This is a genomic window from Zestomonas insulae, from assembly GCF_016901015.1.
Taxonomy (GTDB): domain Bacteria; phylum Pseudomonadota; class Gammaproteobacteria; order Pseudomonadales; family Pseudomonadaceae; genus Aquipseudomonas; species Aquipseudomonas insulae.
The window spans coordinates 1160136-1185024 of record NZ_JAFEUP010000001.1 but is presented as its reverse complement, the minus strand read 5'-3'; the positions used below and the strand labels follow the sequence as shown (position 1 = coordinate 1185024).

Sequence of the window (24889 nt, the reverse complement as noted above, 5' to 3'; positions counted from 1 at the left end):
GGTGCGCCGGGCCGACAGAGGAGATGCCGTGATGAACGACCTGCAAGACCTGATCGAGAGGAACCAGCGCTGGGCCGAGGCGATCAAGCAGGAGGACCCGCAGTTCTTCGAGAAGCTCGCCAAGCAGCAGACCCCGGAGTATCTGTGGATCGGCTGCTCCGACGCGCGGGTGCCGGCCAACGAAATCGTCGGCATGCTGCCCGGCGACATCTTCGTCCACCGCAACGTCGCCAACGTGGTGCTGCACACCGACCTCAACTGCCTGTCGGTGATCCAGTACGCGGTCGACGTGCTGCAGGTGAAGCACATCCTGGTCACCGGCCACTACGGCTGCGGCGGCGTGCGCGCCTCGCTGCAGGACACCCAGTTCGGCCTGATCGACGGCTGGCTGCGGACCATCCGCGACCTTGCCTACGAGCAGCGCGAGCACCTCGCCCAGTTCGACGGCGAGGCGCGCGTCGACCGGCTGTGCGAGCTCAACGTGATCCAGCAGGTCGCCAACGTCAGCCACACCACCATCGTGCAGAACGCCTGGCACCGCGGCCAGAGCCTAGCGGTGCATGGCTGCATCTATGGCATCAAGGACGGCCTGTGGAAGAACCTCAACGTCACCGTCAGCGGCCTCGAGCAGCTGCCGCCGCAGTATCGCCTGCGCCCGCTCGGGCCTTGAGGGCTTGCCGTCGTCGATGACAGGCTGGCGTGATTCGCCGGCGCTGGCCTGGGTCGGCCTGGTGCTGGCCAGCCTGTGCTGGGCCGGCAATGCGCTGGTGGCGCGCGCCTTCGCCGGCGAGATTCCACCGTTCAGCCTAGCGTTCTGGCGCTGGAGCACCGCGCTGCTGGTGCTGCTGCCATTCGTCGTTCGCCCGCTGTGGCGCCATCGCCAGCAGCTACGGGCCGCCGGCTGGCGTCTGTGGGCGCTCGCCGCGCTGGGCATCGCCGGCTACAACTGCTTCCTCTACAGCGCGGCGCACAGCACGGCGGCGCTCAATCTGACCCTGGTCAACACCTGCCTGCCGCTGGCGCTGTTTCTCGGCTCCGGCCTGCTGCTCGGCGAATGGCCAAGCCGTCGCGCCTGGTTGGGCATCGGCGTGGCCACCGTCGGCCTGCTGTGGCTGATCGCGCGCGGCAACTGGCAGCTGCTGGCCGGCCTGTCGTTCAACCCCGGCGACCTGCTGATGCTCCTCGCGGTGCTCGACTGGGCGCTGTACACCCTGTTGCTGCGCCGCTGGAGCGCCCACCTGCAGGTGCCGGCACTGGTCCAACTGGGCGTGCTGATCCTGCTCGGCGTGCCGTTGCTGCTACCGCTGTACCTGTTCGAACTGGCGAGCGGCGCGCGCTTCGTGCCGAGCGCCCACAATCTCAGCGCGATCGGCTACACCGCGCTGTGCGCCTCGTTGGTGGCGTACTTCCTATGGAACCACGCCATCCGCGTGGTCGGCGCCGCGCGGGCGGCGCTGAGCAACTACCTGATGCCGCTGTTCACCGCGCTGCTCGGCTGGTTGCTGCTGGGGGAGGGGTTGCAGCCCTATCACTGGGCTGGCGGCGCGCTGATCTTCGCCGGCCTGCTGCTCGCCACCCGGCCGGCGCGCGGCTGAGACCAGCAGCCAGCGCGCGAGCGGTGGTTAGCCCTGACGTGAGCGGGGCGCGGCGATCAGTTGCGGGGGCTGGTGCTTGGCGGCGTCCGATTGCCAGGTCTGCGGCTGCAGGGCACCGATCTTGGGCGAGAAGCTGTCGCCGATCAGCTTCACCGCGAAGCTGGCGAATAGCACATTGAGCAGGAACCAGGTGACCATCAACGCCACGCCGCCGAGCCAGATGCCTAGCGCGATCTGCAGCGTCAGGCTGCGTTGCCGCCCCGGCTTGCGGCCGGCCGGTTGGCGGTAATCGTCCTGCTCATCGAAGTCCGCTGCCTCGCCTTCGCGTGCGCTGAAACTCTCGAAGCGTGTGTTTCTGTCCCGTTGCATCTGCCTACCTTTCCATCCAATCGACTCACCGTGCGATTGTACTCCGCGCGGCGCACTTGATCGCGCGTGTGGAAGGGCGTGGGCGATGCCTTCGCCACGGAGGGTGGCGTGGTGCCATTACGAAAATGTGATGGTGTTCACGTAATGCGGGCGGGTGGGTAGGTCGAAGCTCGCAGGTTGGCTGGTAAGCTCGACGGCAAAAAAAGAGGGGGTGTTACCGATGAAGGAACAACGCAACTTTCACGCCCTGCGTGCCCATATCGACCTGCTGCTCAAAGACGGCGCACAAATCATCAAGCGCGAACCCCTGACCCTGAATGTCAGCGGTCATCTCTATCGCGTGCAGCACGGCATGCTCATCGGTTACGCCGCCGCGGCGTAACGCGTTCTAGCCAACAGCTCGCTGGCGCCGGCAATTCTCTTCGCCGGCCGAAGCTCCCGACGCAATCGCTACCCCAGAAACAACAAAGGCCTACCCGAAGGTAAGCCTTTGTTTTGTATGGTGGCTACGCAGGGACTTGAACCCCGGACCCCAGCATTATGAATGCCGTGCTCTAACCAACTGAGCTACGTAGCCATGCGAGGCGCGCATTATTCTCGGGAGCAGGCAGGCTGTCAAGCCTTCGGTGCGGGGATTTTCTGCGCGTGATCAAGTGCTTAGGTCCGTGCAGCGCTATCAGCGTGGTGCGGCCGGGTGTTCCTCTCACGGATTGACCAGCGCCGGCTCGGCGCGATAGTGCGTGGCAAACACGCGGGCCAGGTTGGCGATCTTCGGTTGGTCGTTGATGACGATGTACATGCTCTGCGGATTGAGGGTCAGGTAGTCCTGGTGGTAGGCCTCGGCGGGGTAGAAGGCCTGCAGGTTTTCGACCGTGGTGGCCAGCGGCTTTTTGTAGGCCCCCGATTGGTTCAGCTGGGCGATGTAGGCCTCGGCGATCTGGCGTTGCTGGGCGCTGGCGGCGAACACCGTCGAGCGGTACTGGGTGCCGCGGTCCGGGCCTTGGCGGTTCAGCTGGGTCGGGTCGTGGGCCACCGAGAAGTAGATCTGCAGCAGCTGGCCGTAGCTGATCTGCACCGGGTCGTAGGTGATCTGCACCGATTCGGCATGAGCGGTATCGCCGGCGCTGACCTGCTCGTAATTCGCGCTGTCGGCGCTGCCGCCGGCATAGCCGGAGAGCGCCTGGCTGACCCCCTTCACGTGCTGGAACACGCCCTGCACACCCCAGAAACAGCCGCCGGCAAACACCGCGGTAGCCGGGGTAGTGGTGTTCGCCGGCTCGTCCATGGCCGGCGGCGGGATGATGACGGCGCGCTCGTTGGCGGCGCCGGGTGGTGTCTGAAGCAGCAGCGTGCCGGCGATGGCGAGCAGTGCGCCGAGCAGCCAGTAGCGCAATGAGCGGGCCGGGTGGGTGATGGTCTGTCTGGTCATGATCTGGCCCCTATGGGCGGGCGGTGATGGTTCAGGCGCTGGCCGGGCGGAAGGTCATGGCCACGCCGTTCATGCAGTAGCGCAGCCCGGTCGGCGGCGGGCCGTCGTCGAACACATGGCCGAGGTGGCCGCCGCAACGGCTGCAGTGCACGGCGGTGCGCAGCATGCCGAAGCTGCTATCGCGGGTTTCACCGACCGCGCTGGGCAGCGGTTGGTAGAAGCTCGGCCAGCCGGTGCCGCTGTCGAACTTGGTCGCCGAGGCGAACAGCGGCTGGTCGCAGCCGGCGCAGGCGAAGGTGCCCTCGCGGTGCTCGTCGTTGAGTGGGCTGGAGTGCGGCGGCTCGGTGCCTTCCTGGCGCAGCACGTCGTACTGCGCGGTGGTCAGCAGCTGGCGCCATTCGGCGTCGCTGTGGCTGACGGCGAACTGCGGCGCGGCGCTGGCCGGGGCTGGGCCGAACCCGCGCTGGCGTGGCCAGGAGGCGAACAGGCCGGCGGCGAGGAGTGCCGAGCCGGCGGTGTAGAGCAGTGATCGACGGCTGTAGAGCATGCTGCTGCCCTCGTTGGGGCCCGCCGGCCGAGGTCGAACGGGCGCAGGGGTGGCGGTCTAGTAGGCGGACTCGGTGTGCTCGCTGGGCGCTTCTTTCTGCATCGCGTCCTTGCTGGGGGCGGCTTTGCCCATGCTGTCCTTCTGCATGCCGTCCTTGCTCATGCTGGCGGGCGGCGCGGCGTCCTTGGCCATGCTGTCGTGTTGCATGGCGTCCTTCGCCATCGAGCTCTTCGACATGCTGTCTTTGCTCATGCTGTCCTTGCGCATGTCATCGCCGGCGAATGCGCTGGCGCTGCCGATGGCCAGGCCCAGAGTGAGGAGGGTGGCGGTCAGGTGTTTCATGGAGGGCTCCTTCAGGGGTTGCTTGCAGTGCGTGCGCAGCCCATGCCGCGCACGGTGGGGGTGCGCGTCAGCTGCCGCCGAACCAGTTGTAGCCCTGGTCTTCCCAGTAGCCGCCGGGGTAGCTGTTGGTGACGAAGATCGCCTTGATGTGTTTGGGGTTCTTGTAGCCGAGCTTGGTCGGCATGCGCAGCTTCATCGGGAAGCCGTACTCGCGCGGCAGGCGCTGGCCGTCGTAGCTGAGGGTCAGCTGGGTCTGGGCGTGCAGCGCGGTGGGCATGTCGATGCTGGTGTAGTAGCCGTCGGCACATTTGAAGCCGACGAATTTGGCGGTGGTGTCGGCGCCGATGCGCTGCAGGAAGTCGGAGAAGCGCACCCCGCCCCAGCGGCCGATGGCGCTCCAGCCCTCGACGCAGATGTGCCGAGTGATCTGTTCGACCTGCGCCAGGGCGCGCAGCTCGTCGAGGCGCCAGCTGCGCTTGTCGGCGACCAGGCCGCTGATCTCCAGGCGGAAGTCGTCTTCCTCGACGTTGGGCGCCTCGTCGATGCCGTAGAAGGCGTTGAACGGGAACGGCTTGGTGATCATCGACGCGGGGTAGGTCGGCGCCAGCGCGTTGGGGTCGAAGATCCAGCCCTGGGCGCGGTCGTTGAAGCGCGAGATGGCCATCAGCGCGGCTTCCACGTGTTCGTCGTCGCTGAGCCGGCAACCGCTGAGCAGCGCCACGCCGCCGAGGGTCAGGTTGCGCAAGAAGCTGCGTCGCGTTGCCGTGGGCAGCTGCGGGGCAAGCAGTTGGCGGGCTTCCTTGAGGATCGCGTCGCCATCGAGCTGGCTGGGGCGTTTGTCGAGGGGCATGGTGAGTTCCTCAGCGGCCGCGGAGCATGGCGAGCAGGGTGCGTGGCACCAGGGCGACCATCGCCAGGTGCACGGCGACGAAGGCGACCAGCAGGGCCATGCTGACGAAATGCACGTGGCGGGCGGTCTCGTAGCCGCCGAGCAGCTCGCGCAGGGTGGCGAACTGCACCGACTTCCACAGCACCAGGCCGGACAGCACCAGGACCAGCAGGTCGAGCATGACGAACAGGTAGGCGGCCTTCTGCACCTGGTTGTAATGGCGCAGGTCGCCATGCGGCAGCCGGCCGCGCAGTGCCGCCAGGCCGTCGTGCAGCACGCCGCGCGGGGAGAGCGGGAAGAAGCGGCGGAACAGGCGGCCGCTGGCGAGGTTCAGCAGCAGGTAGAGCAGGCCGTTGCCGACCAGCAGCCACATCGCCGCGAAATGCCAGTTCAGCGCGCCGGCCAGCCAGCCACCGAGGGTGATGGCGTCGGGGAAACGGAAGTCGTAGAGCGGCGAGGCGTTGTAGATGCGCCAGCCGCTGGTGACCATGATCAGCACCGCCAGGGCGTTCAGCCAATGGGTCAGGCGCAGCCAGCGCGGGTGGATGACGCCGCTGGGCAGGGCGGGTGCAGGGGCGATGCCGGGCAATTCGGATGCGGCGGACATGCTCGGACTCCAGGTCGGGGGCGATGACTTGAGGCTAGTGTTCCGCCGCGCCGATATCGAAGTCCTCACGCAAAGTTAAATTAAATGTGATAACTCGCCGTGCCGTTATTGGCGAGAATGACCACCCGGCCCTGAGGAGTTTTGCGGTGATGGACAGGCCCAAACGCGTGTTGATCGTCGAGGACGATGTGCACATCGCCGACCTGCTGCGTCTGCACCTGCAGGACGAAGGCTATGCCGTCGAGCACGCCGCCGACGGCACGCTCGGCATGCGTCTGCTCGAGGGCGGCGGCTGGGACGCGCTGGTGCTCGACCTGATGCTGCCCGGCGTCGACGGCCTGGAAATCTGCAAGCGCGCGCGCGGCATGGCGCGCTACACGCCGATCATCATCACCAGCGCGCGCTCCAGCGAAGTGCACCGCATCCTCGGCCTGGAGCTGGGCGCCGACGACTACCTGGCCAAGCCGTTCTCGATGCTCGAGCTGGTCGCCCGGGTGCGCGCGCTGCTGCGGCGCAGCGACGCACTGGCGCATAACGCGCGGATGGACGCCGGTCTGCTGGTGCGCCACGGGGTGAGCATCGACCCGCTGGCGCGCGCCGCCGCACTGCACGGCCGGCCGCTGGAGCTGACCCCGCGCGAATTCGACCTGCTGTTCTTCTTCGCCCGCCATCCCGACCAGGTGTTTTCCCGTCTGGAGCTGCTCAACGAGGTGTGGGGCTATCAGCACGACGGCTACGAACACACGGTCAACACCCACATCAACCGCCTGCGCACCAAGATCGAAGTCGACCCGGCCGCGCCGCAACGCATCCTCACCGTGTGGGGCAAGGGCTACAAGTTCGCCGCCGGCGAGGAGGGTGGGGCATGAAGCGCCTGAGCCTGACCCAGCGCCTGTCGCTGGTGTTCGCCGTGCTGCTGCTGGCCTGCAGCGGGGTGTCGGTGTGGCTGCAGGTGATGGCCAGCGAACGCCATGAGCAGGAGGTGGTGCAGCGCCTGTCCAGCGGCTTGGCCGCGCACATCGCCGGCACGGCGCAGCTGATGGACGTCGGTGGCTGGCGTCCGGACGCCGTGCGCGGGCTGTTCGACAAGCTGATGGCGGTGAATCCGGCGGTCGAGCTGTACCTGCTCAACAACCAGGGCGAGATCGTCGGCAATGCCGCGCCGAGCGGGCATCTGAAACGCCAGCAGGTCGACCTTGCGCCGCTGCGTCAGGTGCTCGACGGCGCGCCGCTGCCGGTGCTCGGCGACGATCCGCGCAGTGCCAACGGGCGCAAGGTGTTCAGCGTCGCGCCGGTGCAGGTCGACGGGCGCAACGCCGGCTACGTCTACGTGGTGCTGCAGGGCGAGGCGCACGACGCGCTGGCGGCCGACCTGTCGGCCAGCTCGGTGCTGCGCCTGACCCTGTGGGTGACGGCGATCGTCGCGCTGCTCGGGCTGGTCATGGGCCTGGTCGCGTTCCGCCTGATCACCCGGCCGTTGCGGGCGCTGACCGAGGCGGTGCGCGGCTTCGATGGCCACGGCGAGCGCGCCGCGGCGCTGACCGCGGATGCCGAGGCGGATCGGCGCGGCGACGAGATCGCCGTGCTGCGCGGCGCCTTCGCGCAGATGGGCCAGCGCCTCGCCGAGCAGTGGCGCGAGCTGACCCGTCAGGACCAGCAGCGCCGCGACCTGGTGGCGAACATCTCGCACGACCTGCGCACGCCCCTGACCTCGCTGCACGGGTACCTCGAGACCCTGCGGCTGAAGGACGCCAGCCTGGGCGCCGAGGAGCGCCGTCACTACCTGGACATCGCTCTCGGGCAGAGCCGCAAGGTCGGTCGGCTGGCGCAGGAGCTGTTCGAGCTGGCGCGCCTCGAGTCGGGTCTGGTGCAGCCCGAGCAGGAGGCCTTTGCGTTGCCCGAGCTGGTCCAGGATGTGCTGCAGAAGTTCGAGCTGGCCGCCGAGGCGCGCCAGCAGCAGCTGCAGGTGGAGATGGCCGCGGCGTTGCCTACCGTGCGCGCCGATCTCGGCATGATCGAGCGGGTGCTGACCAACCTGCTGGACAACGCGATCCGCCACAACCCGCCGGGCACGCAGATCGCCGTGCGCCTCAGTGGGCAGCCGCAGGCGGTGCAGGTCGAGGTGCGCGACAGCGGCGCGGGAATCCCGCCGGAGATGCGCGACGGGTTGTTCGCGCGTGCCTCGGCGCTGCGCCGCACCTCGCCGGAGAGCGGCGGGCTGGGGCTGATCCTGGTGCAGCGCATGCTGCAGCTGCATGGCAGCGAGATCCGCCTGGTCGACGAAGGTGGCTCCGGCGCGGTGTTCCGTTTCAGCCTGGCGACGGCCTGAGTGCAGAAACGCAATCGCCGCGCCTCCTCAGGGGAGCGCGCGGCGATCGGTGCAGCAGGCGGTGGCTTAGACGTTGAAGCGGAAGTGCATCACGTCGCCGTCCTTGACGATGTAGTCCTTGCCTTCCAGGCGCCACTTGCCGGCTTCCTTGGCGCCGCCTTCACCCTTGAACTGGATGAAGTCGTCATAGGCGACCACTTCGGCGCGGATGAAGCCTTTCTCGAAGTCGGTGTGGATCACGGCGGCGGCCTGCGGCGCGGTGGCGCCGACGCGGACGGTCCAGGCGCGGACTTCCTTGACCCCGGCGGTGAAGTAGGTCTGCAGGTGCAGCAGCTCGTAGCCGGCGCGGATCACTCGGTTCAGACCCGGCTCCTCGAGGCCGAGTGATTCGAGGAACATGTCCTTCTCCTCGCCGTCGTCGAGCTCGGCGATCTCCGCCTCGATCTTGTTGCACACCGGCACCACCATAGCGCCTTCTTCCTCGGCGATGGCGCGCACCACGTCGAGGTGCGGGTTGTTCTCGAAGCCGTCCTCGGCGACGTTGGCGATGTACATCACCGGCTTGCTGGTCAGCAGGTGGAAGCCGCGCACCAGGCGCTTCTCCTCGTCACCGAGGTTCTTCAGCAGCGAACGCGCCGGCTTGCCTTCGGTGAAGTGCGGGATGAGCTTTTCCAGCAGCGCCTTCTGCGCCAGGGCGTCCTTGTCGCCGCCCTTGGCATTGCGCGCGACCTTCTGCAGTTGCTTCTCGCAGCTGTCGAGGTCGGCGAAGATCAGTTCCAGCTCGATGATCTCGATGTCGCGCTTGGGGTCGACCGAGTTGGACACGTGGATCACGTTGTCGTCTTCGAAGCAGCGCACCACGTGGGCGATGGCGTCGGTCTCGCGGATGTTGGCGAGGAACTTGTTGCCCAGGCCTTCACCCTTGGAGGCTCCGGCGACCAGGCCGGCGATGTCGACGAATTCCATGGTGGTGGGGATCACCCGCTCCGGCTTGACGATCGCGGCCAAGGCATCGAGGCGGTTGTCCGGCATCGGCACGATGCCGCTGTTCGGTTCGATGGTGCAGAAGGGGAAGTTTTCCGCCGCGATACCGGACTTGGTTAGGGCGTTGAACAGGGTGGATTTGCCGACGTTGGGCAAACCGACGATGCCGCAGTTGAATCCCATGGTGTGTCCCTCGCGGAAGATGAATACGGTGAAAAAAGGTCAGGCTTTCTGGCTATGCAGCTTCTGCATGGCCTTGCTCCAGTCGCCGGCGAGCATCTCGGGCAGCGCCTCGAGGGCGAAGTCGACGCTCTTGTCGAGCAGTTCCTGCTCGCTGCGCGGCGCGCGACCGAGCACGTAGCCGGACACCTGGCTGCTGTGGCCGGGATGGCCGATGCCCAGGCGCAGGCGGTAGAAGCCGTTCTGGTTGCCCATCTGCGCAATGATGTCGCGCAGACCATTGTGACCGCCATGCCCGCCGCCGAGCTTGAGCTTGGCAACGCCGGGCGGCATGTCGAGTTCGTCGTGGGCCACCAGGATGGCGTCCGCCGGAATCCGGAAGAAGTTCGCCAGTGCCGCCACGGCTTGGCCGCTGCGGTTCATGTAGGTGGTCGGGATGAGCAGACGAACGTCGCGTCCCTGATGGCTGAATTTACCCACCAGGCCGAAATACTTGCGATCAGCGCTGAGGCTGACGCGCTGGCTATCCGCCAGTCGTTCAACAAAAAGGGCTCCTGCGTTATGCCGGGTCTGGTCGTATTCCGGGCCTGGATTTCCCAGGCCAACGATCAGTTGAACGGCAGTCACGACAGGAGCCCCCTTCAGGCCAGGCGAGTATTACTCGGCAGCGCCTTCTTCGTCCTTCACGCGGGAAGCGTGAATGTTGGCCACGGCCAGGTCGTTGCCGTGCGCCAGGGCAACCAGCTCGATGCCTTTGGCAACGGTCAGGTCGGACAGGTGCAGGGTTTGACCGACTTCCACTTTGGCCAGGTCGACTTCGATGAATTCCGGCAGGTCTTTCGGCAGGCAGGAAACTTCGACTTCAGAGATGGTGTGGGAGACTTCGCCGCCCTGCTGCTTCACGCCAACCGAGGTGGCTTCGTTGATGAAGTGCAGCGGAACGTGAGCGGTCAGCTTCTGGCCGGCAACCACGCGCAGGAAGTCAGCGTGCATCACGTAGCCTTTGGCCGGGTGACGCTGCAGCGCTTTGATCAGCACGGTTTCGGTGGCGCCGTCGACGCTCAGGGCCAGCACGTGGCTGAACGCGGCTTCGTTTTCCAGCAGCTTGGCCAGTTCTTTGGCCAGCAGGCTGATCGATTGCGGGGCTTTCTCGCCACCGTAGATCACGGCCGGAACGAGGTTCTCGTTACGACGCAGGCGGCGGCTCGCACCTTTCCCCAGGTCGGAACGCACGTTGGCATTCAGGGCAAAATCAGTCATTTCACTTCTCCAAAATAACCAAACCGTCCTTCACGCTTGCGACCAGCGTCCGGACGGTTGGGCAAAAAGCCCCGCACGCGGCGGGGCACTTGTCGTTCAGGGATGGCCGCTTAGCGGAACATCGCGCTGATCGATTCTTCGTTGCTGATGCGACGCACCGCCTCGGCGACGACCGGCGCGATATCCAGTTGGCGGATACGGCTGCAGGCCTGGGCTGCGGCGGACAGCGGGATGGTGTTGGTCACCACCAGCTCGTCCAGCTGGGAATTCTCAATGTTTTCGATGGCACGTCCGGACAGCACCGCGTGGGTGGCGTAGGCGAAGACCTTGGCCGCGCCGTGCTCTTTCAGGGCTTTGGCCGCGTGGCACAGGGTGCCGGCGGTATCGACCATGTCATCGACGAGGATGCAGGTACGGCCTTCGACGTCACCGATGATGTGCATCACTTCGGAGTGGTTGGCCTTCTCGCGACGCTTGTCGATGATCGCCAGGTCCACACCCAGCGACTTGGCCACGGCGCGCGCGCGCACCACACCACCAATGTCGGGGGAGACGATCATCAGGTTCTCGAAGCGCTGGTCTTCGATATCGTCGACCAGGACCGGCGAACCGTAGATGTTGTCCACCGGGATGTCGAAGAAGCCCTGGATCTGGTCGGCGTGCAGGTCAACAGTCAGCACGCGGTCGATACCGACCACGGTGAGCATGTCGGCCACTACCTTGGCGCTGATCGCCACGCGCGCGGAACGCGGACGGCGGTCCTGGCGGGCATAGCCGAAGTAGGGGATCACGGCAGTGATACGGGTAGCCGAGGAGCGGCGGAAGGCGTCAGCCATCACCACCAGTTCCATCAGGTTGTCATTGGTGGGGGCGCAAGTCGGCTGGATCAGAAAGACGTCCTTACCGCGGACGTTTTCATTGATCTCGATGCTGATCTCGCCATCGGAGAACTTACCGACGGAGGCATCACCGAGAGGGATATGCAGCTGACGTACGATGCGCCGCGCCAGATCGGGGTTGGCATTCCCCGTAAAGACCATCATCTTGGACACAACGGAGTACCTGTCGGCTGAGGTCAGACCTGGATGAGTCTAGAAAATGGCAGGGGCGGCTGGATTCGAACCAACGCATGGCAGGATCAAAACCTGCTGCCTTACCGCTTGGCGACGCCCCTGTGTCGTGTATTTCGTTGTCTTCGGCTGCGCTTCTCCGAGGAGGAGATGGCAGGGGCGGCTGGATTCGAACCAACGCATGGCAGGATCAAAACCTGCTGCCTTACCGCTTGGCGACGCCCCTGTAGCGAGCACCGAAACAACGAACTTCAGGCCAGATCTTTGAGCCGTCGGTGCAGCATCGAAATGTTGCGACCTTGAGCGACAAAGCTCGGCAGAGTGGCTGGAAGTTGGCGGGCGACTTTATCAGCATCGTCCTGTGTTGGGAAGCTCCCAAACACACAAGCTCCAGTGCCGGTTAATCTAGCCGAAACGAACTTGTTCAACAAGATCAATGCGTTACGAACTGCTGGGTAACGCTTTTCGACTACCGGCTGGCAGTCATTACGACCGCCCCCCTCGAGAAGGCTGCGAACTGTACTGGCCGAAGTATTCCGTGTCAACTCAGGGTCGTTGAAAACTTCCGCAGTGCTGACAAGGACTTGCGGTACGGCGACGAGGAACCACGGCTCCGCCAGCTCGACCGGCTGCAGGCGCTCGCCAACCCCTTCGGCGAACGCCGCGTGGCCGCGCACGAAGACTGGCACGTCGGCGCCCAGGCCAAGGCCCAGAGCGGCCAGGCGGTCGGCATCCCAGTGCAGCTGCCACAAGTGGTTGAGCCCAAGCAGGGTGGTCGCCGCGTCCGAGCTGCCGCCGCCGATGCCGCCGCCCACCGGCAGGCGCTTGTCCAGCCAGATGTCGGCACCGAGCCGGCACCCGGACAGCTGCTGCAGCTGGCGCGCGGCGCGTACGATCAAGTTGCTGTCGTGTGGCACCCCGTCGATCGGGGTGTGCAGGCGGATCTCGCCGTCGTCGCGCAGGGCGAAGCTGAGCTCGTCGGCGTAGTCGAGAAACTGAAACAGCGTCTGCAGCTCGTGGTAGCCGTCGGCGCGGCGGCCGAGGATGTGCAGCATCAAGTTGAGCTTGGCCGGCGCCGGCAGGGTGAGGCGAGCGCTCATGTCACTGGCCGAGCTGGCGCGGCTGCCAGTCCTTGACCACCAGGGTCACGTCGAGGTCCTGGCCGTGCAGCTTGAGGCGTTCGGGTAGCCAATAGCCGTTCTGTTCGGCGTAGCTGAGGTATTCGACCTGCCAGCCATCCTGTTCCAGGTGCGCCAGGCGGCTGTCGGTGTCGAGGGTCAGCTGGCTCTTGCTGTCCGGCGCGGGCAGGCCGCGCACCCACCAGATCAGGTGCGACACCGGCAGACGCCAGCCGAGTTGTTCTTCCAGCAGCGCTTCCGGCGAGTCGGCCTGGTAGCGGCCCTGGTTGGCGACTTCCAGGGTGACTGCGCCGCTGTGCCCGGTCAGGCGCGCGGCGCCGCGACCCAGCGGGCCGGACAGGCGAATGTCGAAGTAGTCCTTGCGCTGCAGCCAGAACAGCGTGCCGCTGCCGGAATCCTTGGGTGCACGGATGCCGACTTTGCCGCTGATCTGCCAGGCGTCGAGCGCGGCGGTCTGCTGCTTGTGGCTTTTCCACTGGGCCGGGTCGCCCTGGCCTTGTACCGATTCGCGAGAAGTGAGGCCGGCGCAGCCCGTCAGCACGACGAGCAGCCCGGCGACGAGCAGGTGGGGTACGCGCATGGGTCAGAGAGTCTCGGAGCCGGTCAGGCGCAGCAGGGTGTCGCGCAGGATGCCGTTGTCGGGTTGTTTCTGCAGGGCGTCGCGCCAGATTTCCCGCGCCTCGCGCTGCTTGCCGGCGGCCCACAGCACTTCGCCCAGGTGGGCGGCGACCTCCGGGTCGGGGAAGCGTTCGACCGCCAGTCGCAGCAGGCGCTCCGCTTCGGCGAGGTTGCCGGTGCGGTAGTTCGCCCAGCCCAGGCTGTCGAGGATCGCCGGGTCTTCCGGGTCAATCTGGTGGGCTTGCTCGATCAGCGCCTTGCCTTCGGCGTAGCGCGTGGTGCGATCGACCAGGGTGTAGCCCAGCGCGTTGAGCGCCATGGCATTGTCCGGTTCGCGCTGGATGATGAAGCGCAGGTCCTTCTCCAGCTGGCTCAGGTCGTCGCGCTTTTCCGCCAGCATCGAGCGGGTGTAGAGCAGGTTGAGGTCATCCGGGAACTGCTGCAGGCCTTGCTGGATCACGCGCCAGGCGGCCTCGGTCTGATCGCGGTTGGACAGTGCCTCGGTTTCGATCAGGTACAGCTGGATGGCGTAGTCGGGCTGGCTGTCGCGGGCCTTGTTGAGGCGCTCGGTGGCTTCGCTGCCGCGCCCCTGGTCGAACAGCAATTCGGTCTGGCGCAGCTGCGCCGGCAGGTAATCGTTGCCGGCGCCGACCAGGCCGTACTCGATCAGCGCGCTGTCCTTGTCGCCGAGTTCTTCATACGCGCGGCCGAGGTTGAAGTGCGCGGCATCGACATGACTCTGCCGCTCGACCAGCTCTTCGAGGTAGACGATCGCTTCCTTCCAGGCCTTGGCTTCCAGGCACACCAGGGCCAGCGAGAAACGCAGGTCGTCATCGTCCGGCGACTGTTGCAGCAGGGTGGCGAACTCGCCTTTGGCGTCTTCCAGGCGGTCCTGCTCGACCAGTAGGCGTGCGTAGGACAGGCGCAGGCGTTTGTCGTCTGGGTGCTGCTTGATGCCTTTCTCGAGCAGCGTCAGCGCTTCGTCGCCGCGCTTCATGCCTTGCAGCAGGCGGGCGCGCAGCAGCAGCGGGGCAACGTCGTGGCTGGCCGCCGGCTGGTCTTCAAGCAGTTTCAGCGCTTCGTCCGGGTGGCCGTCCTGCTGCAGCAGCAGGGCCTTGCCGAACAGCAGCTGGCCGTTGTCCGGGTACTTAGTCAGCAGGCGGTCGAAGCTCTGCAGCAGGCCGGTGCGGGTGTCCGGGTCGGTTTCCGCGGCGGATAGGGCGAGGAAGTCGAAGTGGGTGTCGCCCTGGCCCTTGAGCACGCGCTCCATGTAGTCCATGGATTCGTCGTAGCGGCCGGCGCGGGCCAGCTGGATCGCCGCGGCGCGCTGCGCATCGAGGTTGCTCGGGGCGTTCTTGGCCCAGATCAGCGCGGTGTCCAGGGCGGCCTGGTCGGCGCCGAGGTATTCGGCGATACGGAAGCCGCGCTCGGCGACGCCGGGGTCCTGGGTCGCCTTGGCTTGCGTGGTGTAGTTGTTCAGGGCGATGTCGAAGCGGTTGCGCTGCCCGGCCAGTTCGGCGCTGAGCAGGGAGTACAGCGTGTCTTCGCTGAACGAGCCATACACTTCGGGCTTGGCTTCGGCCGGCGTCGCGGCAGTGTCCTCGACGGGCGGGTTGCCGTCGGGCGACGAACTGCGGAGGGACTGACAGCCACCGAGGAAGACCAGGGCGGCGAGCAACGCAAGAGATCTATTCATATAGAAGAAGGGCGACTTGCCTAGGTTTCACGCATGATGACACAAGCCGTGGGGCAAACCCATGGGGCGGAGGCCCGTCCGAGAGGGTGGTCGCGCAGCTTGACTCGCAAGTTAGGACAATAAGTCGCAGTGGTTGTTCTCCTTGGGGTGACGTAGGACAATTAGCGGCTTCCCGTTTCCGTCAGCGACCCTGCATGGCCTTTCTCGCCCTCGGTATCAACCACAAGACCGCCCCGGTGGAAATCCGCGAACGCGTGGCTTTCACCCCCGAGCAGTTGGTCGATGCCCTGCAGCAGCTTTGCCAGCGCACCGCCAGTCGTGAAGCGGCGATCCTCTCGACCTGCAACCGCAGCGAGCTGTACCTCGAACAGGACAGCCTGGGTGCCGACGCCGTGCTGGCCTGGCTGGCCGACTATCACCGGCTCAACCTCGACGACCTGCGCGCCTGCACCTACGTGCATGAAGAAGACATGGCGGTGCAGCACATGATGCGCGTCGCCTCCGGGCTCGACTCGATGGTGCTCGGCGAGCCGCAGATTCTCGGCCAGATGAAATCGGCGTTCGCCGTGGCGCGCGAGGCGGGGACCATCGGCCCGCTGCTCGGCCGGCTGTTCCAGGCCACCTTCAGCACCGCCAAGCTGGTGCGCACCGACACCGCGATTGGCGAGAACCCGGTGTCGGTGGCGTTCGCCGCGGTCAGCTTGGCCAAGCAGATCTTCAGCGACCTGCATTGCAGCCAGGCGCTGCTGATCGGCGCTGGCGAGACCATCAGCCTGGTCGCCCGCCACCTGCACGACCAGGGCGTGAAACGCATCGTCGTCGCCAACCGCACCCTCGAGCGCGCCAGCCTGCTCGCCGAGCAGTTCGGCGCGCACGCGGTGCTGCTCTCCGACATTCCGCAGGAACTGGTGCACAGCGACATCGTCATCAGCTCCACCGCCAGCCAGCTGCCGATCCTCGGCAAGGGCGCGGTGGAAAGCGCGCTGAAGCAGCGCAAGCACAAGCCGATCTTCATGGTCGACATCGCCGTGCCGCGCGACATCGAGGCGGAAGTCGGCGAGCTGGACGACATCTACCTGTACACCGTCGACGACCTGCACGAGGTGATCGCCGAGAACCTCAAGAGCCGCCAGGGTGCGGCCCAGGCCGCCGAGGAACTGGTCGCCGCCGGCACCGACGACTTCATGCAGCGCCTGCGTGAGCTGGCCGCGGTCGACGTGCTCAAGGCCTACCGCCAGCAGGCCGAGCGTCTGCGCGACGAGGAACTGGCCAAGGCGCAGCGCCTGCTCGCCAACGGCAGCTCGGCGGATGAAGTGCTCGCCGTGCTGGCGCGTGGGCTGACCAACAAGCTGCTGCACGCGCCCAGCGTGCAGCTGAAGAAACTCTCCGCCGACGGCCGCATCGATGCGCTGGCCGTGGCTCAGGAACTGTTTTCCCTCGATGAGGGCACGGACAAGAGCGCCCCATGAAAGCTTCCCTGCTGAACAAGCTGGACACCCTCCAGGATCGTTTCGAGGAACTCACCGCGCTCCTCGGCGACGCCGAAGTGATCAGCGAGCAGACCAAGTTCCGCGCCTATTCCAAGGAATATGCCGAGGTCGAGCCGGTGGTGCAGGCGTTCCGCGCCTATCGCAAGGTGCTCGCCGATCTGGAGGGCGCTCAGGCGCTGCTCAAGGACAGTGACCCGGACCTGCGCGAGATGGCCGAGGACGAAGTGGCCAGCGCCAAGGAGCAGCTCGTCGAACTGGAAAGCCGCCTGCAGCGCATGCTGCTGCCGCGCGACCCGAACGACGGGCGCAACGTGTTCCTGGAAATCCGTGCCGGTACCGGCGGCGACGAAGCGGCGATCTTCTCCGGCGACCTGTTCCGCATGTACTCGCGCTACGCCGAGCGCCAGGGCTGGCGCGTCGAAGTCCTCTCGGAGAACGAGGGCGAGCACGGCGGCTTCAAGGAAGTGATCGCCCGCGTCGAGGGCGACAACGTCTACGCCAAGCTGAAGTTCGAATCCGGCGCGCACCGCGTGCAGCGCGTGCCGGAAACCGAGTCGCAGGGGCGCATCCACACCTCGGCCTGCACCGTGGCGGTGCTGCCCGAGCCCGATGAGCAGCAGGCCATCGAGATCAACCCGGCCGACCTGCGCGTCGACACTTACCGCTCCTCCGGCGCCGGTGGTCAGCACGTCAACAAGACCGACTCGGCGATCCGTATCACCCACTTGCCCAGCGGCATCGTGGTCGAGTGCCAGGAAGAGCGTTCACAGCACAAGAACCGCGCCAAGGCCATGGCCTGGCTGGCGGCCAAGCTGCAGGATCAGCAGGACGCCGCCGCGCACAAGGAAATCTCCGAGACGCGCAAGCTGCTGGTCGGCTCCGGTGACCGCTCCGAGCGCATCCGCACCTACAACTACCCGCAGGGCCGGGTCACCGATCACCGCATCAACCTGACCCTGTACAGCCTCGACGAAGTGCTCGCCGGCGGCGTCGAGGCGGTGATCGAGCCGCTGCTTAGCGAGTACCAGGCCGACCAACTGGCGGCACTGGGCGACTAAGTCCCTGGTGGATGACGCTGTGCGCATCCCCACGCCGCCTGGTGGCTCGATGCAGCGCGATTCACCCTACGAGAAAGCCATGGCCACCATCCAATCCCTGCTGAACAGCGCCGCACTGCCGGATTCGCCGACCGCCCGGCTGGACGCCGAGCTGCTGCTCGCCGCCGCGCTGGGCAAGCCGCGCAGCTACCTGCGCACCTGGCCGGAGCGCGAGGTCGACAGCGCGGTGCTCGAGCGCTTTCATGCCGCGTTGGGTCGCCGCCAGGCGGGCGAGCCGGTGGCCTACATCCTCGGCCAGCAGGGCTTCTGGAGCCTGGAGCTGGAAGTCAGCGCCGACACCCTGATCCCGCGTGCCGACACCGAGCTGCTGGTGGAAACCACCCTCGAATTGCTGCCGGCGACCCCGGCGCGGCTGCTCGACCTCGGCACCGGTACCGGCGCGATCGCCCTGGCCCTGGCTAGCGAGCGCCCGGCCTGGCGGCTGACTGGCGTCGACCGGGTCGCCGAGGCGGTGGCGCTGGCCGAGCGCAATCGCCTGCGCCTGGGCCTCGGCAATGCCGAGTTCCGCCTCAGCCACTGGTTTGCCGCCCTGGTCGGCGAGCGCTACGCGGCGATCATCAGCAACCCGCCGTACATCGCCGCCGATGATCGTCACCTTAGTGAAGGCGACGTGCGTTTCGAGCCGGCCAGCGCGCTGGTGGCCGGGCGCGACGGCCTCGACGATATCCGCGCGATCATCCACGATGCGCCGCAGCACCTGGAGGCGGGCGGCTGGTTGCTGCTCGAGCACGGCTTCGAGCAGGCTGGCGCGGTGCGCGAGCTGCTCGAGCGCGGCGGTTTCGCCCGCGTGGCCAGCCGCCGCGACCTCGGCGGCCACGAGCGGATCAGCCTCGGGCAATGGACATGAGCGTAGGAGCGTGACGTGATGCTGCTCAGCGACGAAGAATTGCTGCGCTACAGCCGGCAGATCCTGCTGGCGCAGATCGACATCGACGGCCAGCTGCGCCTCAAGCAGAGCCGCGTGCTGATCATCGGCCTCGGTGGGCTGGGTTCGCCGGTGGCCCTGTACCTGGCCGCCGCCGGCGTCGGCGAGCTGCACCTGGCGGATTTCGACAGCGTCGACCTGACCAACCTGCAGCGGCAGATCGCCCATGACAGCCTCAGCGTCGGACAGAGCAAGGTCGATTCGGCGATGGCGCGGCTGCGTGCGCTCAACCCGCTGGTGCAGCTGCAGCCGTATCGCAGTGCGCTGGATGCGGATTCGCTGGACGCGGCGGTGGCGGCGGTCGACCTGGTGCTCGACTGCTCGGACAACTTCACCACCCGCGAGGCGGTCAACGCCGCTTGCGTCGCCGCGCGCACCCCGCTGGTCAGCGGCGCGGCAATCCGCCTGGAAGGCCAGCTGTCGGTGTTCGATCCGCGCCGCGCCGACAGTCCCTGCTACCACTGCCTGTATGGCCACGGCAGCGAAGCCGAGCTGACCTGCAGCGAAGCCGGCGTGGTCGGCCCGCTGGTTGGCCTGGTCGGTAGTCTGCAGGCGCTCGAGGCGCTCAAGTTGCTGGCCGGTTTCGGCGAGCCGCTGGTCGGTCGGCTGCTGCTGATCGATGCGCTCGGCAGCCGCTTCCGCGAGTTGCGCGTCAAACGCGACCCGGCCTGCGCCGTGTGTGGGCCCGCCCATGCCGAATAACGCGCCGATCGGCGTGTTCGATTCCGGGGTCGGCGGCCTCTCGGTGCTTGGCGAAATCCGTCAGTTGCTGCCCGCCGAATCGCTGCTGTACGTCGCCGACAGCGGTCACGTGCCATACGGCGAGAAGACCCCGGAGTTCATCCGCGAGCGCAGTCAGGTAATCGCCAGTTTCCTCCTCGGGCAGGGCGCCAAGGCCCTGGTGCTGGCCTGCAACACTGCCACGGCGGCGGCGGTCGCCGACCTGCGCGAGCGGCATCCCGAGCTGCCGATCATCGGCATGGAGCCGGCGGTCAAGCCGGCCGCGGCGGCGACGCGCAGCGGCGTGGTCGGCGTGCTGGCCACCACCGGCACGCTGAAGAGCGCCAAGTTCGCCGCGCTGCTCGACCGCTTCGCCAGCGATGTGCGGGTGATCACCCAGCCGTGCCCCGGGCTGGTCGAGCGCATCGAGGCCGGCGAACTGGACGGCGCCAGCACCCGTGCGCTATTGCAGGGCTTCGTTGCGCCGTTGCTGGCCGAGGGCTGCGACACCCTGATCCTCGGCTGCACCCACTATCCCTTCCTCAAGCCGCTGCTGCGCGAGCTAGTGCCGGCCGCGGTCAACCTGGTCGACACCGGCGCGGCGGTGGCGCGTCATTTGCAGCGCGTACTCAGCGCCCGTGACCTGCTCGCCAATGGCGCCGCCGCCGAGCCGCGCTTCTGGTCGAGCGGTTCGCAGGCCAACCTGGCGGCGGTACTGCCGGTGCTGTGGGGCCCGGCAAAATCGGTCGAACCTTTGCCCTGTTAGGGCGGACAAAGCGTTTAGCGGGTGCGTGAAAGGCTGGACGCCTGACGAACGATGGTGGCTGTTAGGCGTAAGTCGACTTTCACTTGGCGCGGTTATTTCTATAATTCCTAACCAGATGACCCGTTTTCGTCACTCTCAATAAGGAAGTTTTTATGCATCTACGTTCTCTGGCGGTATTTGCAGCTTTGTCCTTGGGGGTCGTGGCTCATGCCTCGGCAGCGGACGTTACCTTTGCCGTCGGGCAGTCCAGCGAGTCGACCATGATCTATCGCCTGGGCACCCAGTTCGACTTCGGCACCAGCTGGTGGCAGAGCGACGTCGGTCGCCTGACCGGCTACTGGGACGCCGCTTACACCTACTGGGACGGTGACGAAGCCTCGAGCAATCACAGCCTGTCGTTCTCGCCAGTGTTCGTCTACGAATTCGCCGGCGAGACGGTCAAGCCGTATGTCGAAGCGGGTATCGGCGTCGCCTTGTTCGCCGACACCGATCTGGAAGACCGCGATCTGGCCTCTGCCTTCCAGTTCGAGGATCGCATCGGCGCCGGCCTGCGTTTCAATGGCCAGGAAGTCGGCCTGCGCGCGATCCACTACTCCAACGCCGGGATCAAGCAGCCGAACGACGGGGTGGAGGCCTACACCCTGCATTACCGCCTCAGCTTCTGAGTCGATCGCGCAGAAAAAAGCCGGACCTCGAGTCCGGCTTTTTTCTGCCCAGCGTTTGCCTGGCGGCGCTCAGCGATAGATCGCCGCCATACCGCGGCGTTCGTCCTGGCACTCGGCCGAGCGCATCTCGAACTCGCGGCAGATCAGTGGGCGTTGTTCGTAAATGCTGCACAGCATGCTGTCGCGGTCGAGGGCGGCACACCAGCCGTCGTCGAGGCGCTTCATCACTTCGCCACCCCAGGCGTCGGCTTCGATAAAGCGCTGCGGCACGCCGGTGTCGGTGATCAGCATGACTTCCAGCTGACAGCAGCAGGCGGCGCAGTTGGAGCAGCTGATGGCCGGTTCGGCGGGCAACTGGGTGAGGGGAATCTGGGTGAGGGCGGGCATGGGCGCGCAGTGTACGGCAGATGTCCGCGGGCCGGGGCGCGGGCCGACCGGCAGCCGCCTCGGTTCTCGCCGGCGCGCCCGTCCTTCAGTAGCGCAGACCGCTGGTGAGCATCGCCCCGGCGTTGCCGAACAGCACCAGTTCGGCGCCGACGCTGTCCCAGTGGGCGCCCAGCGCCGGGATGATCGCCGGGGCCACGCCGTAGCGGTTGAGCGGAATCTTGTCACGGTACTCGCCGCGATAGCCCTGGATGAACCCCGCCGAGAGCTTCGCGCAGACCGGTAGGCTGGCGGCCTCGTAGCGCTTGCCGACATAGGCGTACTGGGTGCGCTGGCGATACGAGTTGCGGAAGGTCGCCGCGCCGATGAAGCGGCCGTCGGCGTTGTGGCGCTCCACACCGATCAGGTTCTGGTGGTTGTTGTGCTCGGGGTCGTGCGACCAGTGGGTGGTGTAGACGCTGGTCTGCAAGTACCAGAACGGTTGGTCGTCGGCCTGGGCGACGCCGGCCAGCAGGGCCAGCGTCGCCGCGCCGAGCAGCATCAGTCTGCGCATCGCGGCGGTCTCCCACTCAGCGGCTGCCGCGGCTGGTGCCGTTCACGCTGGCGGCGAGGAACAGGATGGGGAGGCGTTTCATGGCGCGGTCCTCGTGGTCATCGTGGGGATGAGCAGAGGCTAACGAGGACGCCCTGAACCTCGGCTGAACCTTGGCTGAACCTCAGCTGAACGAGGCGCGGCTCAGTGCCGTGGCAGGTCGCGGAAGGCCTGCAGGGCGCGCGTGCGGCCCACGCCGAGGTCGACAATTGGCGCCGGGTAGCCGGGCGGCGCGAGCAGCCCGCCGAGCGCCGCGGGGTTGTGGATGTCGCGTTCGCTGAGCGCGGCGAGCTCCGGCAGCCAGTGGCGGATGAAGCGCCCATGCGGGTCGAAGCGCTGCGACTGGCTGATCGGATTGAACAGGCGGAAGTACGGCACGGCGTCGGTGCCGGTCGAGGCGCTCCATTGCCAGCCGCCGTTGTTGGCGGCCAGGTCGCCATCGATCAGGTGCTGCATGAACCAGCGCTCGCCGGCGCGCCAGTCGAGCAGCAGGTGCTTGCTGAGGAACATGGCGACCAGCATGCGCAGGCGGTTGTGCATCCAGCCGGTGGCGAGCAGTTGGCGCATCGCCGCGTCGATCAGCGGAAAGCCGGTGCGGCCCTGCTGCCAGGCGGCCAGCTCGTCCGGCGCGTCACGCCAGGGCAGTGCCTCGGTCTCGGCGCGAAACGCACGGTGCTGAGACACGCGCGGGAAGCCGACCAGAATGTGCTTGTAGAACTCGCGCCAGAGCAACTCGTTGATCCAGGTCGCGACGCCCTGGCGGCCGCTGTCCAACTCGCCCTGGTTGGCGTTGAGTGCGGCGCCCAGGCACTGGCGCGGCGACAGCACGCCACAGGCCAGGTAGGCGGAGAGCTGGCTGGTGCCGGGGCGGGCGGGCAGGTCGCGCTGCGCGTGGTAGTCGTCGATCTGGGTATCGATGAAGTCCTGCAGGCGTGCGCTGGCCACCGCCTCGCCGGCCGGCCAGTATGCCGCCAGCGCCGCGTCGACACCCGGCAGGCCGTCGAACGCCGCCGGCAGCGGATCGCTGGCCAGCGGCAGCGGCGCCTGGGCGCGCGGTTTGGGTTGCAGGGCGGGCGAGCGGTCGAGCAGGCGCTGCAGGCAGACCTTGCGGAACTGGCTGAACACCTGGAAGTACCCGCCGCTGCGGGTCAGCACGCTACCCGGCGGCAGCAGCAGTTGGTCGAGGTGGCGGCGGAACGCCACGCCGAGGCGTTGCAGCGCCTGATCGACGGCCTGGTCGCGGCGGGTTTCGTTGACCCCGTATTCCTCGTTGGCCTGCACGCTGCCGATCTGCAGTCGCTCGCACAGCGCGCTGATCGCCTGTGGCGCTTGGCGCCAGGTATCCACGCGGCGGACCAGCAGCGGCACGTTGAGCTGCGCCAGTTCGCCGGCCAGCTCGAGCAGGTTGCGGCGCCAGAAGTCGATCTTGCACGGCGCGTCGTCGTGCGCCTGCCATTGCCCGGGGCTGACCAGGTACAGCGCGACAGTCGGCCCGGCGCTCATGGCTGCGCTCAGTGCGCGGTTGTCGTGGACGCGCAGGTCGCTGCGCAGCCAGAGCAGCTGGCGCATCTCAGGCGCCGTCCAGCAGCTGCAGCTGGCGCAGGTTGGTCAGCACCTCGGCGGGCGTCGCGGCCAGGTGCAGGCTGGTCAACTCGGCCAGTTCCGCGGCGTGGATGGTCGCCGCCGGGCCAGCCAGCAGCAGCGGCACCGGGCACTTGTCGGCCAGGCGCGGCAACTGGCGCAGCACGATGGTCGCATCGAGGCGCTGGCCGGCGTACAGCAGCAGGCCGCGCGGCGCGATCTTCTCCAGCGCCAGGGCCAGTTCGTTGACCGGCGGAGCCTGCTCGAACAACTGCACCGGGCAGTCGCCGCAGCTGATCAGCCAGGCGCATAGCCACAGCTCCGGCGGGGTGGCGAACGGCGTCAGGTTGGCCAGCAGCAGCGGCGCGCCGCCGAGCTGCCGGTTGTTGTGGTAGATCCGCGCGCCGAGCTTGCTGCGCAGCCAGCCGTGCACGAACAGGCGCTCCAGCTGTGCGCCGAACTGCGCCTGCCAGCGCTGCTCGAGACTGGCCAGCAACGGCAGCAGCAGTTGCTCGCACAGCGTGCGCGGCGGATACAGCGCGCTGGCGCCGTCGAACAGGTCGTCGAGGCGCCGCGTGGCCAGCGCGTCGATGGCCAGCAGCATGTCGCGCTGCAGCGCGCGCCAATTGTCGGTGGGCGGCAATGGTGCGCTCGCGGCCTGATCGAGCAGTGCCTTGACCTGGCCGACCGCGACGCCGCGATTCAGCCAGCTAAGCACCGCCTGAATGCGCTCCAGTTGCGCGGCGCTGTACAGCCGGTGGCCCTTTGGCGTGCGCTGCGGCACCACCAGGCCATAGCGGCGCTCCCAGGCGCGCAGGGTCACTGCGTTGACCCCGGTGCGCCGCGACACCTCGCGAATCGGCAGCAGGCCAAGGGCGCGCGCCGCCTGTTCGTCGGTCGCCGCGGCGGTCAGCGGGTCATGCATGGTTGGGGCTCCTCAGGTCAAGGCGGTCCGGGTAGGGCTGCAGGTAGACCTGCTGGGCGATGTATGGGTGCGGGTGGCGCTGGAAGTGCTGCTTGAGGCGGCGCAGCGGCACCGCCAGCGGCAGGTCACCGGCGCCGTAGGCGTCGATCAGACGGTGCAGTTCGGCCTTGTCGACAGGGTCCAGGGCGCGCTTCAGGTAGCCACTGAGGTGCTGCAGCACATTGGCATGCGCGCCACGACTGGGGCAGTGGCGCAGCGCCACCAGCAGCGCGGAGAAGTAGCGCGTGGCCAGTTGCGGTAGCGGTTGCGCGTCTAGGTCGGCGAGTAGCCGGCCGAGGGCACGGTAGGCCCGCGGGTCGCTGGCCAGCAGCAGGTACTTGTGGCGCGCGTGGAAGGTCAGCAGCCGCGGCCGGCTCAGCCCGTCGCGCAGCAGCTCGTGCCAGGCGGCGTTGATGTACACGCAGGTCACCAGGTTGTCGCGCAGGCACTCCGCTTGCGCTGCCGACCACGCCCGGTGCGCGGCCAGCGTTGCGTTGTACAGCCGCGAGTACGGCTGGCCGCTGTGGCGCGGCAGCGCTGCACTCGGCGGGTTGGGCAGTTGTACGGGGCGGGGGGGGGCCATGCGGGCGCGCTCGCGAACGGTGTCGATGGCCTCAGCATAGCGCAAAG

The 24889-nt window shown here is 67.2% G+C and carries 29 protein-coding genes and 3 tRNA genes; 11 read left to right on the top strand and 21 right to left on the bottom strand.

Annotation, left to right across the window (positions count from 1 at the left end; translation table 11 throughout):
* The first annotated feature begins 31 nt into the window (after positions 1–31).
* Positions 32–670 (top strand): carbonate dehydratase, encoded by a 639-nt coding sequence (gene can / locus JQX08_RS05750; protein ID WP_204915283.1) that lies wholly within the window; start codon positions 32–34, stop codon positions 668–670.
* A 16-nt stretch (positions 671–686) separates the two neighbouring features.
* Complete coding sequence (locus JQX08_RS05745; protein WP_204915282.1) at positions 687–1595, top strand: DMT family transporter; 909 nt, start codon at positions 687–689, stop codon at positions 1593–1595.
* Between the two features lie 27 nt (positions 1596–1622).
* Here JQX08_RS05745 and JQX08_RS05740 read toward each other — a convergent pair whose 3' ends face one another.
* The gene (locus JQX08_RS05740) at positions 1623–1964 is read right to left on the bottom strand and encodes a hypothetical protein (protein WP_204915281.1); all 342 of its coding nucleotides are present in this window, start codon (positions 1962–1964) and stop codon (positions 1623–1625) included.
* A 220-nt stretch (positions 1965–2184) separates the two neighbouring features.
* Between JQX08_RS05740 and JQX08_RS05735 the strand changes: the two genes are divergently transcribed.
* Positions 2185–2346, top strand: a complete 162-nt coding sequence (locus tag JQX08_RS05735; protein WP_204915280.1) for a hypothetical protein — start codon at positions 2185–2187, stop codon at positions 2344–2346.
* Positions 2347–2464: 118 nt separating this feature from the next.
* Here the strand turns inward: JQX08_RS05735 and JQX08_RS05730 are convergent.
* From JQX08_RS05730 to JQX08_RS05705, 6 genes are all read right to left on the bottom strand, one after another.
* Positions 2465–2541, bottom strand: a tRNA-Met gene (locus tag JQX08_RS05730).
* 126 nt (positions 2542–2667) lie between these two features.
* Positions 2668–3393, bottom strand: coding sequence for a peptide-methionine (S)-S-oxide reductase MsrA (gene msrA, locus JQX08_RS05725; RefSeq protein ID WP_204915279.1), 726 nt, complete (start codon positions 3391–3393; stop codon positions 2668–2670).
* A gap of 31 nt (positions 3394–3424) precedes the next feature.
* On the bottom strand, positions 3425–3940 hold the full coding sequence (msrB, locus tag JQX08_RS05720; RefSeq protein ID WP_204915278.1) for a peptide-methionine (R)-S-oxide reductase MsrB: 516 nt from the start codon (positions 3938–3940) through the stop codon (positions 3425–3427).
* A gap of 57 nt (positions 3941–3997) precedes the next feature.
* Positions 3998–4282, bottom strand: coding sequence for a pentapeptide MXKDX repeat protein (locus JQX08_RS05715; protein ID WP_204915277.1), 285 nt, complete (start codon positions 4280–4282; stop codon positions 3998–4000).
* Between the two features lie 67 nt (positions 4283–4349).
* Positions 4350–5132 carry a molybdopterin-dependent oxidoreductase gene (locus JQX08_RS05710; RefSeq protein WP_204915276.1) on the bottom strand — a complete coding sequence of 261 codons (783 nt, stop codon included), beginning with the start codon at positions 5130–5132 and terminating at the stop codon, positions 4350–4352.
* Between the two features lie 10 nt (positions 5133–5142).
* On the bottom strand, positions 5143–5778 hold the full coding sequence (locus JQX08_RS05705; protein WP_204915275.1) for a cytochrome b/b6 domain-containing protein: 636 nt from the start codon (positions 5776–5778) through the stop codon (positions 5143–5145).
* 149 nt (positions 5779–5927) lie between these two features.
* Here JQX08_RS05705 and JQX08_RS05700 point away from each other — a divergent pair, with 149 nt between their 5' ends.
* Positions 5928–6647, top strand: a complete 720-nt coding sequence (locus tag JQX08_RS05700; RefSeq protein ID WP_204915274.1) for a response regulator transcription factor — start codon at positions 5928–5930, stop codon at positions 6645–6647.
* Positions 6644–8107, top strand: a complete 1464-nt coding sequence (locus JQX08_RS05695) for a sensor histidine kinase (protein ID WP_204915273.1) — start codon at positions 6644–6646, stop codon at positions 8105–8107. Before JQX08_RS05700 ends, JQX08_RS05695 begins: the two co-directional genes overlap by 4 nt.
* Positions 8108–8173: 66 nt before the next feature.
* Here JQX08_RS05695 and ychF read toward each other — a convergent pair whose 3' ends face one another.
* The 9 genes from ychF to JQX08_RS05650 form a co-directional block, all read right to left on the bottom strand.
* Positions 8174–9274, bottom strand: a complete 1101-nt coding sequence (gene ychF / locus JQX08_RS05690) for a redox-regulated ATPase YchF (RefSeq protein ID WP_204915272.1) — start codon at positions 9272–9274, stop codon at positions 8174–8176.
* 39 nt (positions 9275–9313) lie between these two features.
* The gene (gene pth / locus JQX08_RS05685; RefSeq protein ID WP_204915271.1) at positions 9314–9898 is read right to left on the bottom strand and encodes an aminoacyl-tRNA hydrolase; all 585 of its coding nucleotides are present in this window, start codon (positions 9896–9898) and stop codon (positions 9314–9316) included.
* Positions 9899–9928: 30 nt separating this feature from the next.
* The gene (locus tag JQX08_RS05680) at positions 9929–10531 is read right to left on the bottom strand and encodes a 50S ribosomal protein L25/general stress protein Ctc (protein ID WP_204915270.1); all 603 of its coding nucleotides are present in this window, start codon (positions 10529–10531) and stop codon (positions 9929–9931) included.
* Between the two features lie 110 nt (positions 10532–10641).
* Entirely contained in the window at positions 10642–11583 is a 942-nt protein-coding gene (locus JQX08_RS05675; protein ID WP_204915269.1) for a ribose-phosphate diphosphokinase, read from the bottom strand.
* 47 nt (positions 11584–11630) lie between these two features.
* Positions 11631–11705 (bottom strand) — tRNA-Gln (locus JQX08_RS05670).
* Positions 11706–11752: 47 nt separating this feature from the next.
* Positions 11753–11827, bottom strand: a tRNA-Gln gene (locus tag JQX08_RS05665).
* A 25-nt stretch (positions 11828–11852) separates the two neighbouring features.
* Positions 11853–12701 carry a 4-(cytidine 5'-diphospho)-2-C-methyl-D-erythritol kinase gene (ispE, locus tag JQX08_RS05660; protein WP_204915268.1) on the bottom strand — a complete coding sequence of 283 codons (849 nt, stop codon included), beginning with the start codon at positions 12699–12701 and terminating at the stop codon, positions 11853–11855.
* 1 nt (position 12702) lies between these two features.
* The gene (lolB, locus tag JQX08_RS05655) at positions 12703–13320 is read right to left on the bottom strand and encodes a lipoprotein insertase outer membrane protein LolB (protein ID WP_204915267.1); all 618 of its coding nucleotides are present in this window, start codon (positions 13318–13320) and stop codon (positions 12703–12705) included.
* A gap of 3 nt (positions 13321–13323) precedes the next feature.
* The gene (locus JQX08_RS05650) at positions 13324–15054 is read right to left on the bottom strand and encodes a tetratricopeptide repeat protein (protein ID WP_204915266.1); all 1731 of its coding nucleotides are present in this window, start codon (positions 15052–15054) and stop codon (positions 13324–13326) included.
* Positions 15055–15248: 194 nt separating this feature from the next.
* Between JQX08_RS05650 and hemA the strand changes: the two genes are divergently transcribed.
* From hemA to JQX08_RS05620, 6 genes are all read left to right on the top strand, one after another.
* Entirely contained in the window at positions 15249–16523 is a 1275-nt protein-coding gene (hemA, locus tag JQX08_RS05645; RefSeq protein ID WP_204915265.1) for a glutamyl-tRNA reductase, read from the top strand.
* Positions 16520–17602: a peptide chain release factor 1 gene (gene prfA / locus JQX08_RS05640; RefSeq protein ID WP_204915264.1), complete on the top strand. Its 1083-nt coding sequence runs from the start codon at positions 16520–16522 to the stop codon at positions 17600–17602. Before hemA ends, prfA begins: the two co-directional genes overlap by 4 nt.
* A 79-nt stretch (positions 17603–17681) precedes the next feature.
* Positions 17682–18509: a peptide chain release factor N(5)-glutamine methyltransferase gene (gene prmC / locus JQX08_RS05635; RefSeq protein ID WP_204915263.1), complete on the top strand. Its 828-nt coding sequence runs from the start codon at positions 17682–17684 to the stop codon at positions 18507–18509.
* A 21-nt stretch (positions 18510–18530) separates the two neighbouring features.
* Positions 18531–19289, top strand: a complete 759-nt coding sequence (locus JQX08_RS05630) for a molybdopterin-synthase adenylyltransferase MoeB (protein ID WP_204915344.1) — start codon at positions 18531–18533, stop codon at positions 19287–19289.
* The gene (murI, locus tag JQX08_RS05625; RefSeq protein WP_204915262.1) at positions 19279–20073 is read left to right on the top strand and encodes a glutamate racemase; all 795 of its coding nucleotides are present in this window, start codon (positions 19279–19281) and stop codon (positions 20071–20073) included. Before JQX08_RS05630 ends, murI begins: the two co-directional genes overlap by 11 nt.
* A 152-nt stretch (positions 20074–20225) precedes the next feature.
* Entirely contained in the window at positions 20226–20738 is a 513-nt protein-coding gene (locus JQX08_RS05620; RefSeq protein ID WP_204915261.1) for an acyloxyacyl hydrolase, read from the top strand.
* Positions 20739–20807: 69 nt separating this feature from the next.
* On the opposite strand, the gene JQX08_RS05615 is transcribed toward JQX08_RS05620, so the two are convergent.
* The 5 genes from JQX08_RS05615 to JQX08_RS05595 all read right to left on the bottom strand — a co-directional run bounded on the left by JQX08_RS05615 (position 20808) and on the right by JQX08_RS05595 (position 24842).
* Positions 20808–21125, bottom strand: coding sequence for a YkgJ family cysteine cluster protein (locus JQX08_RS05615; protein ID WP_204915260.1), 318 nt, complete (start codon positions 21123–21125; stop codon positions 20808–20810).
* 85 nt (positions 21126–21210) lie between these two features.
* Positions 21211–21675 (bottom strand): sn-glycerol-3-phosphate transporter, encoded by a 465-nt coding sequence (locus tag JQX08_RS05610; protein WP_204915259.1) that lies wholly within the window; start codon positions 21673–21675, stop codon positions 21211–21213.
* 183 nt (positions 21676–21858) lie between these two features.
* Positions 21859–23283, bottom strand: a complete 1425-nt coding sequence (gene phrB, locus JQX08_RS05605) for a deoxyribodipyrimidine photo-lyase (RefSeq protein ID WP_204915258.1) — start codon at positions 23281–23283, stop codon at positions 21859–21861.
* A gap of 1 nt (position 23284) precedes the next feature.
* Positions 23285–24220: a MerR family transcriptional regulator gene (locus JQX08_RS05600; RefSeq protein ID WP_204915257.1), complete on the bottom strand. Its 936-nt coding sequence runs from the start codon at positions 24218–24220 to the stop codon at positions 23285–23287.
* The gene (locus tag JQX08_RS05595; RefSeq protein ID WP_204915256.1) at positions 24213–24842 is read right to left on the bottom strand and encodes a YbgA family protein; all 630 of its coding nucleotides are present in this window, start codon (positions 24840–24842) and stop codon (positions 24213–24215) included. The genes JQX08_RS05600 and JQX08_RS05595 overlap by 8 nt, the downstream gene beginning before the upstream one ends.
* Positions 24843–24889: the final 47 nt, after the last annotated feature.

Bases quoted from the DNA above. Each gene is read 5' to 3' on its own strand.
- can (WP_204915283.1), top strand. From the start codon at position 32: ATGAACGACCTGCAAGACCTGATCGAGAGGAACCAGCGCTGGGCCGAG.
- JQX08_RS05745 (WP_204915282.1), top strand. From the start codon at position 687: ATGACAGGCTGGCGTGATTCGCCGGCGCTGGCCTGGGTCGGCCTGGTG.
- JQX08_RS05740 (WP_204915281.1), bottom strand. From the start codon at position 1,964: ATGCAACGGGACAGAAACACACGCTTCGAGAGTTTCAGCGCACGCGAA.
- JQX08_RS05735 (WP_204915280.1), top strand. From the start codon at position 2,185: ATGAAGGAACAACGCAACTTTCACGCCCTGCGTGCCCATATCGACCTG.
- msrA (WP_204915279.1), bottom strand. From the start codon at position 3,393: ATGACCAGACAGACCATCACCCACCCGGCCCGCTCATTGCGCTACTGG.
- msrB (WP_204915278.1), bottom strand. From the start codon at position 3,940: ATGCTCTACAGCCGTCGATCACTGCTCTACACCGCCGGCTCGGCACTC.
- JQX08_RS05715 (WP_204915277.1), bottom strand. From the start codon at position 4,282: ATGAAACACCTGACCGCCACCCTCCTCACTCTGGGCCTGGCCATCGGC.
- JQX08_RS05710 (WP_204915276.1), bottom strand. From the start codon at position 5,132: ATGCCCCTCGACAAACGCCCCAGCCAGCTCGATGGCGACGCGATCCTC.
- JQX08_RS05705 (WP_204915275.1), bottom strand. From the start codon at position 5,778: ATGTCCGCCGCATCCGAATTGCCCGGCATCGCCCCTGCACCCGCCCTG.
- JQX08_RS05700 (WP_204915274.1), top strand. From the start codon at position 5,928: ATGGACAGGCCCAAACGCGTGTTGATCGTCGAGGACGATGTGCACATC.
- JQX08_RS05695 (WP_204915273.1), top strand. From the start codon at position 6,644: ATGAAGCGCCTGAGCCTGACCCAGCGCCTGTCGCTGGTGTTCGCCGTG.
- ychF (WP_204915272.1), bottom strand. From the start codon at position 9,274: ATGGGATTCAACTGCGGCATCGTCGGTTTGCCCAACGTCGGCAAATCC.
- JQX08_RS05680 (WP_204915270.1), bottom strand. From the start codon at position 10,531: ATGACTGATTTTGCCCTGAATGCCAACGTGCGTTCCGACCTGGGGAAA.
- ispE (WP_204915268.1), bottom strand. From the start codon at position 12,701: ATGAGCGCTCGCCTCACCCTGCCGGCGCCGGCCAAGCTCAACTTGATG.
- lolB (WP_204915267.1), bottom strand. From the start codon at position 13,320: ATGCGCGTACCCCACCTGCTCGTCGCCGGGCTGCTCGTCGTGCTGACG.
- JQX08_RS05650 (WP_204915266.1), bottom strand. From the start codon at position 15,054: ATGAATAGATCTCTTGCGTTGCTCGCCGCCCTGGTCTTCCTCGGTGGC.
- hemA (WP_204915265.1), top strand. From the start codon at position 15,249: ATGGCCTTTCTCGCCCTCGGTATCAACCACAAGACCGCCCCGGTGGAA.
- prfA (WP_204915264.1), top strand. From the start codon at position 16,520: ATGAAAGCTTCCCTGCTGAACAAGCTGGACACCCTCCAGGATCGTTTC.
- prmC (WP_204915263.1), top strand. From the start codon at position 17,682: ATGGCCACCATCCAATCCCTGCTGAACAGCGCCGCACTGCCGGATTCG.
- murI (WP_204915262.1), top strand. From the start codon at position 19,279: ATGCCGAATAACGCGCCGATCGGCGTGTTCGATTCCGGGGTCGGCGGC.
- JQX08_RS05620 (WP_204915261.1), top strand. From the start codon at position 20,226: ATGCATCTACGTTCTCTGGCGGTATTTGCAGCTTTGTCCTTGGGGGTC.
- JQX08_RS05615 (WP_204915260.1), bottom strand. From the start codon at position 21,125: ATGCCCGCCCTCACCCAGATTCCCCTCACCCAGTTGCCCGCCGAACCG.
- JQX08_RS05610 (WP_204915259.1), bottom strand. From the start codon at position 21,675: ATGCGCAGACTGATGCTGCTCGGCGCGGCGACGCTGGCCCTGCTGGCC.
- phrB (WP_204915258.1), bottom strand. From the start codon at position 23,283: ATGCGCCAGCTGCTCTGGCTGCGCAGCGACCTGCGCGTCCACGACAAC.
- JQX08_RS05600 (WP_204915257.1), bottom strand. From the start codon at position 24,220: ATGCATGACCCGCTGACCGCCGCGGCGACCGACGAACAGGCGGCGCGC.
- JQX08_RS05595 (WP_204915256.1), bottom strand. From the start codon at position 24,842: ATGGCCCCCCCCCGCCCCGTACAACTGCCCAACCCGCCGAGTGCAGCG.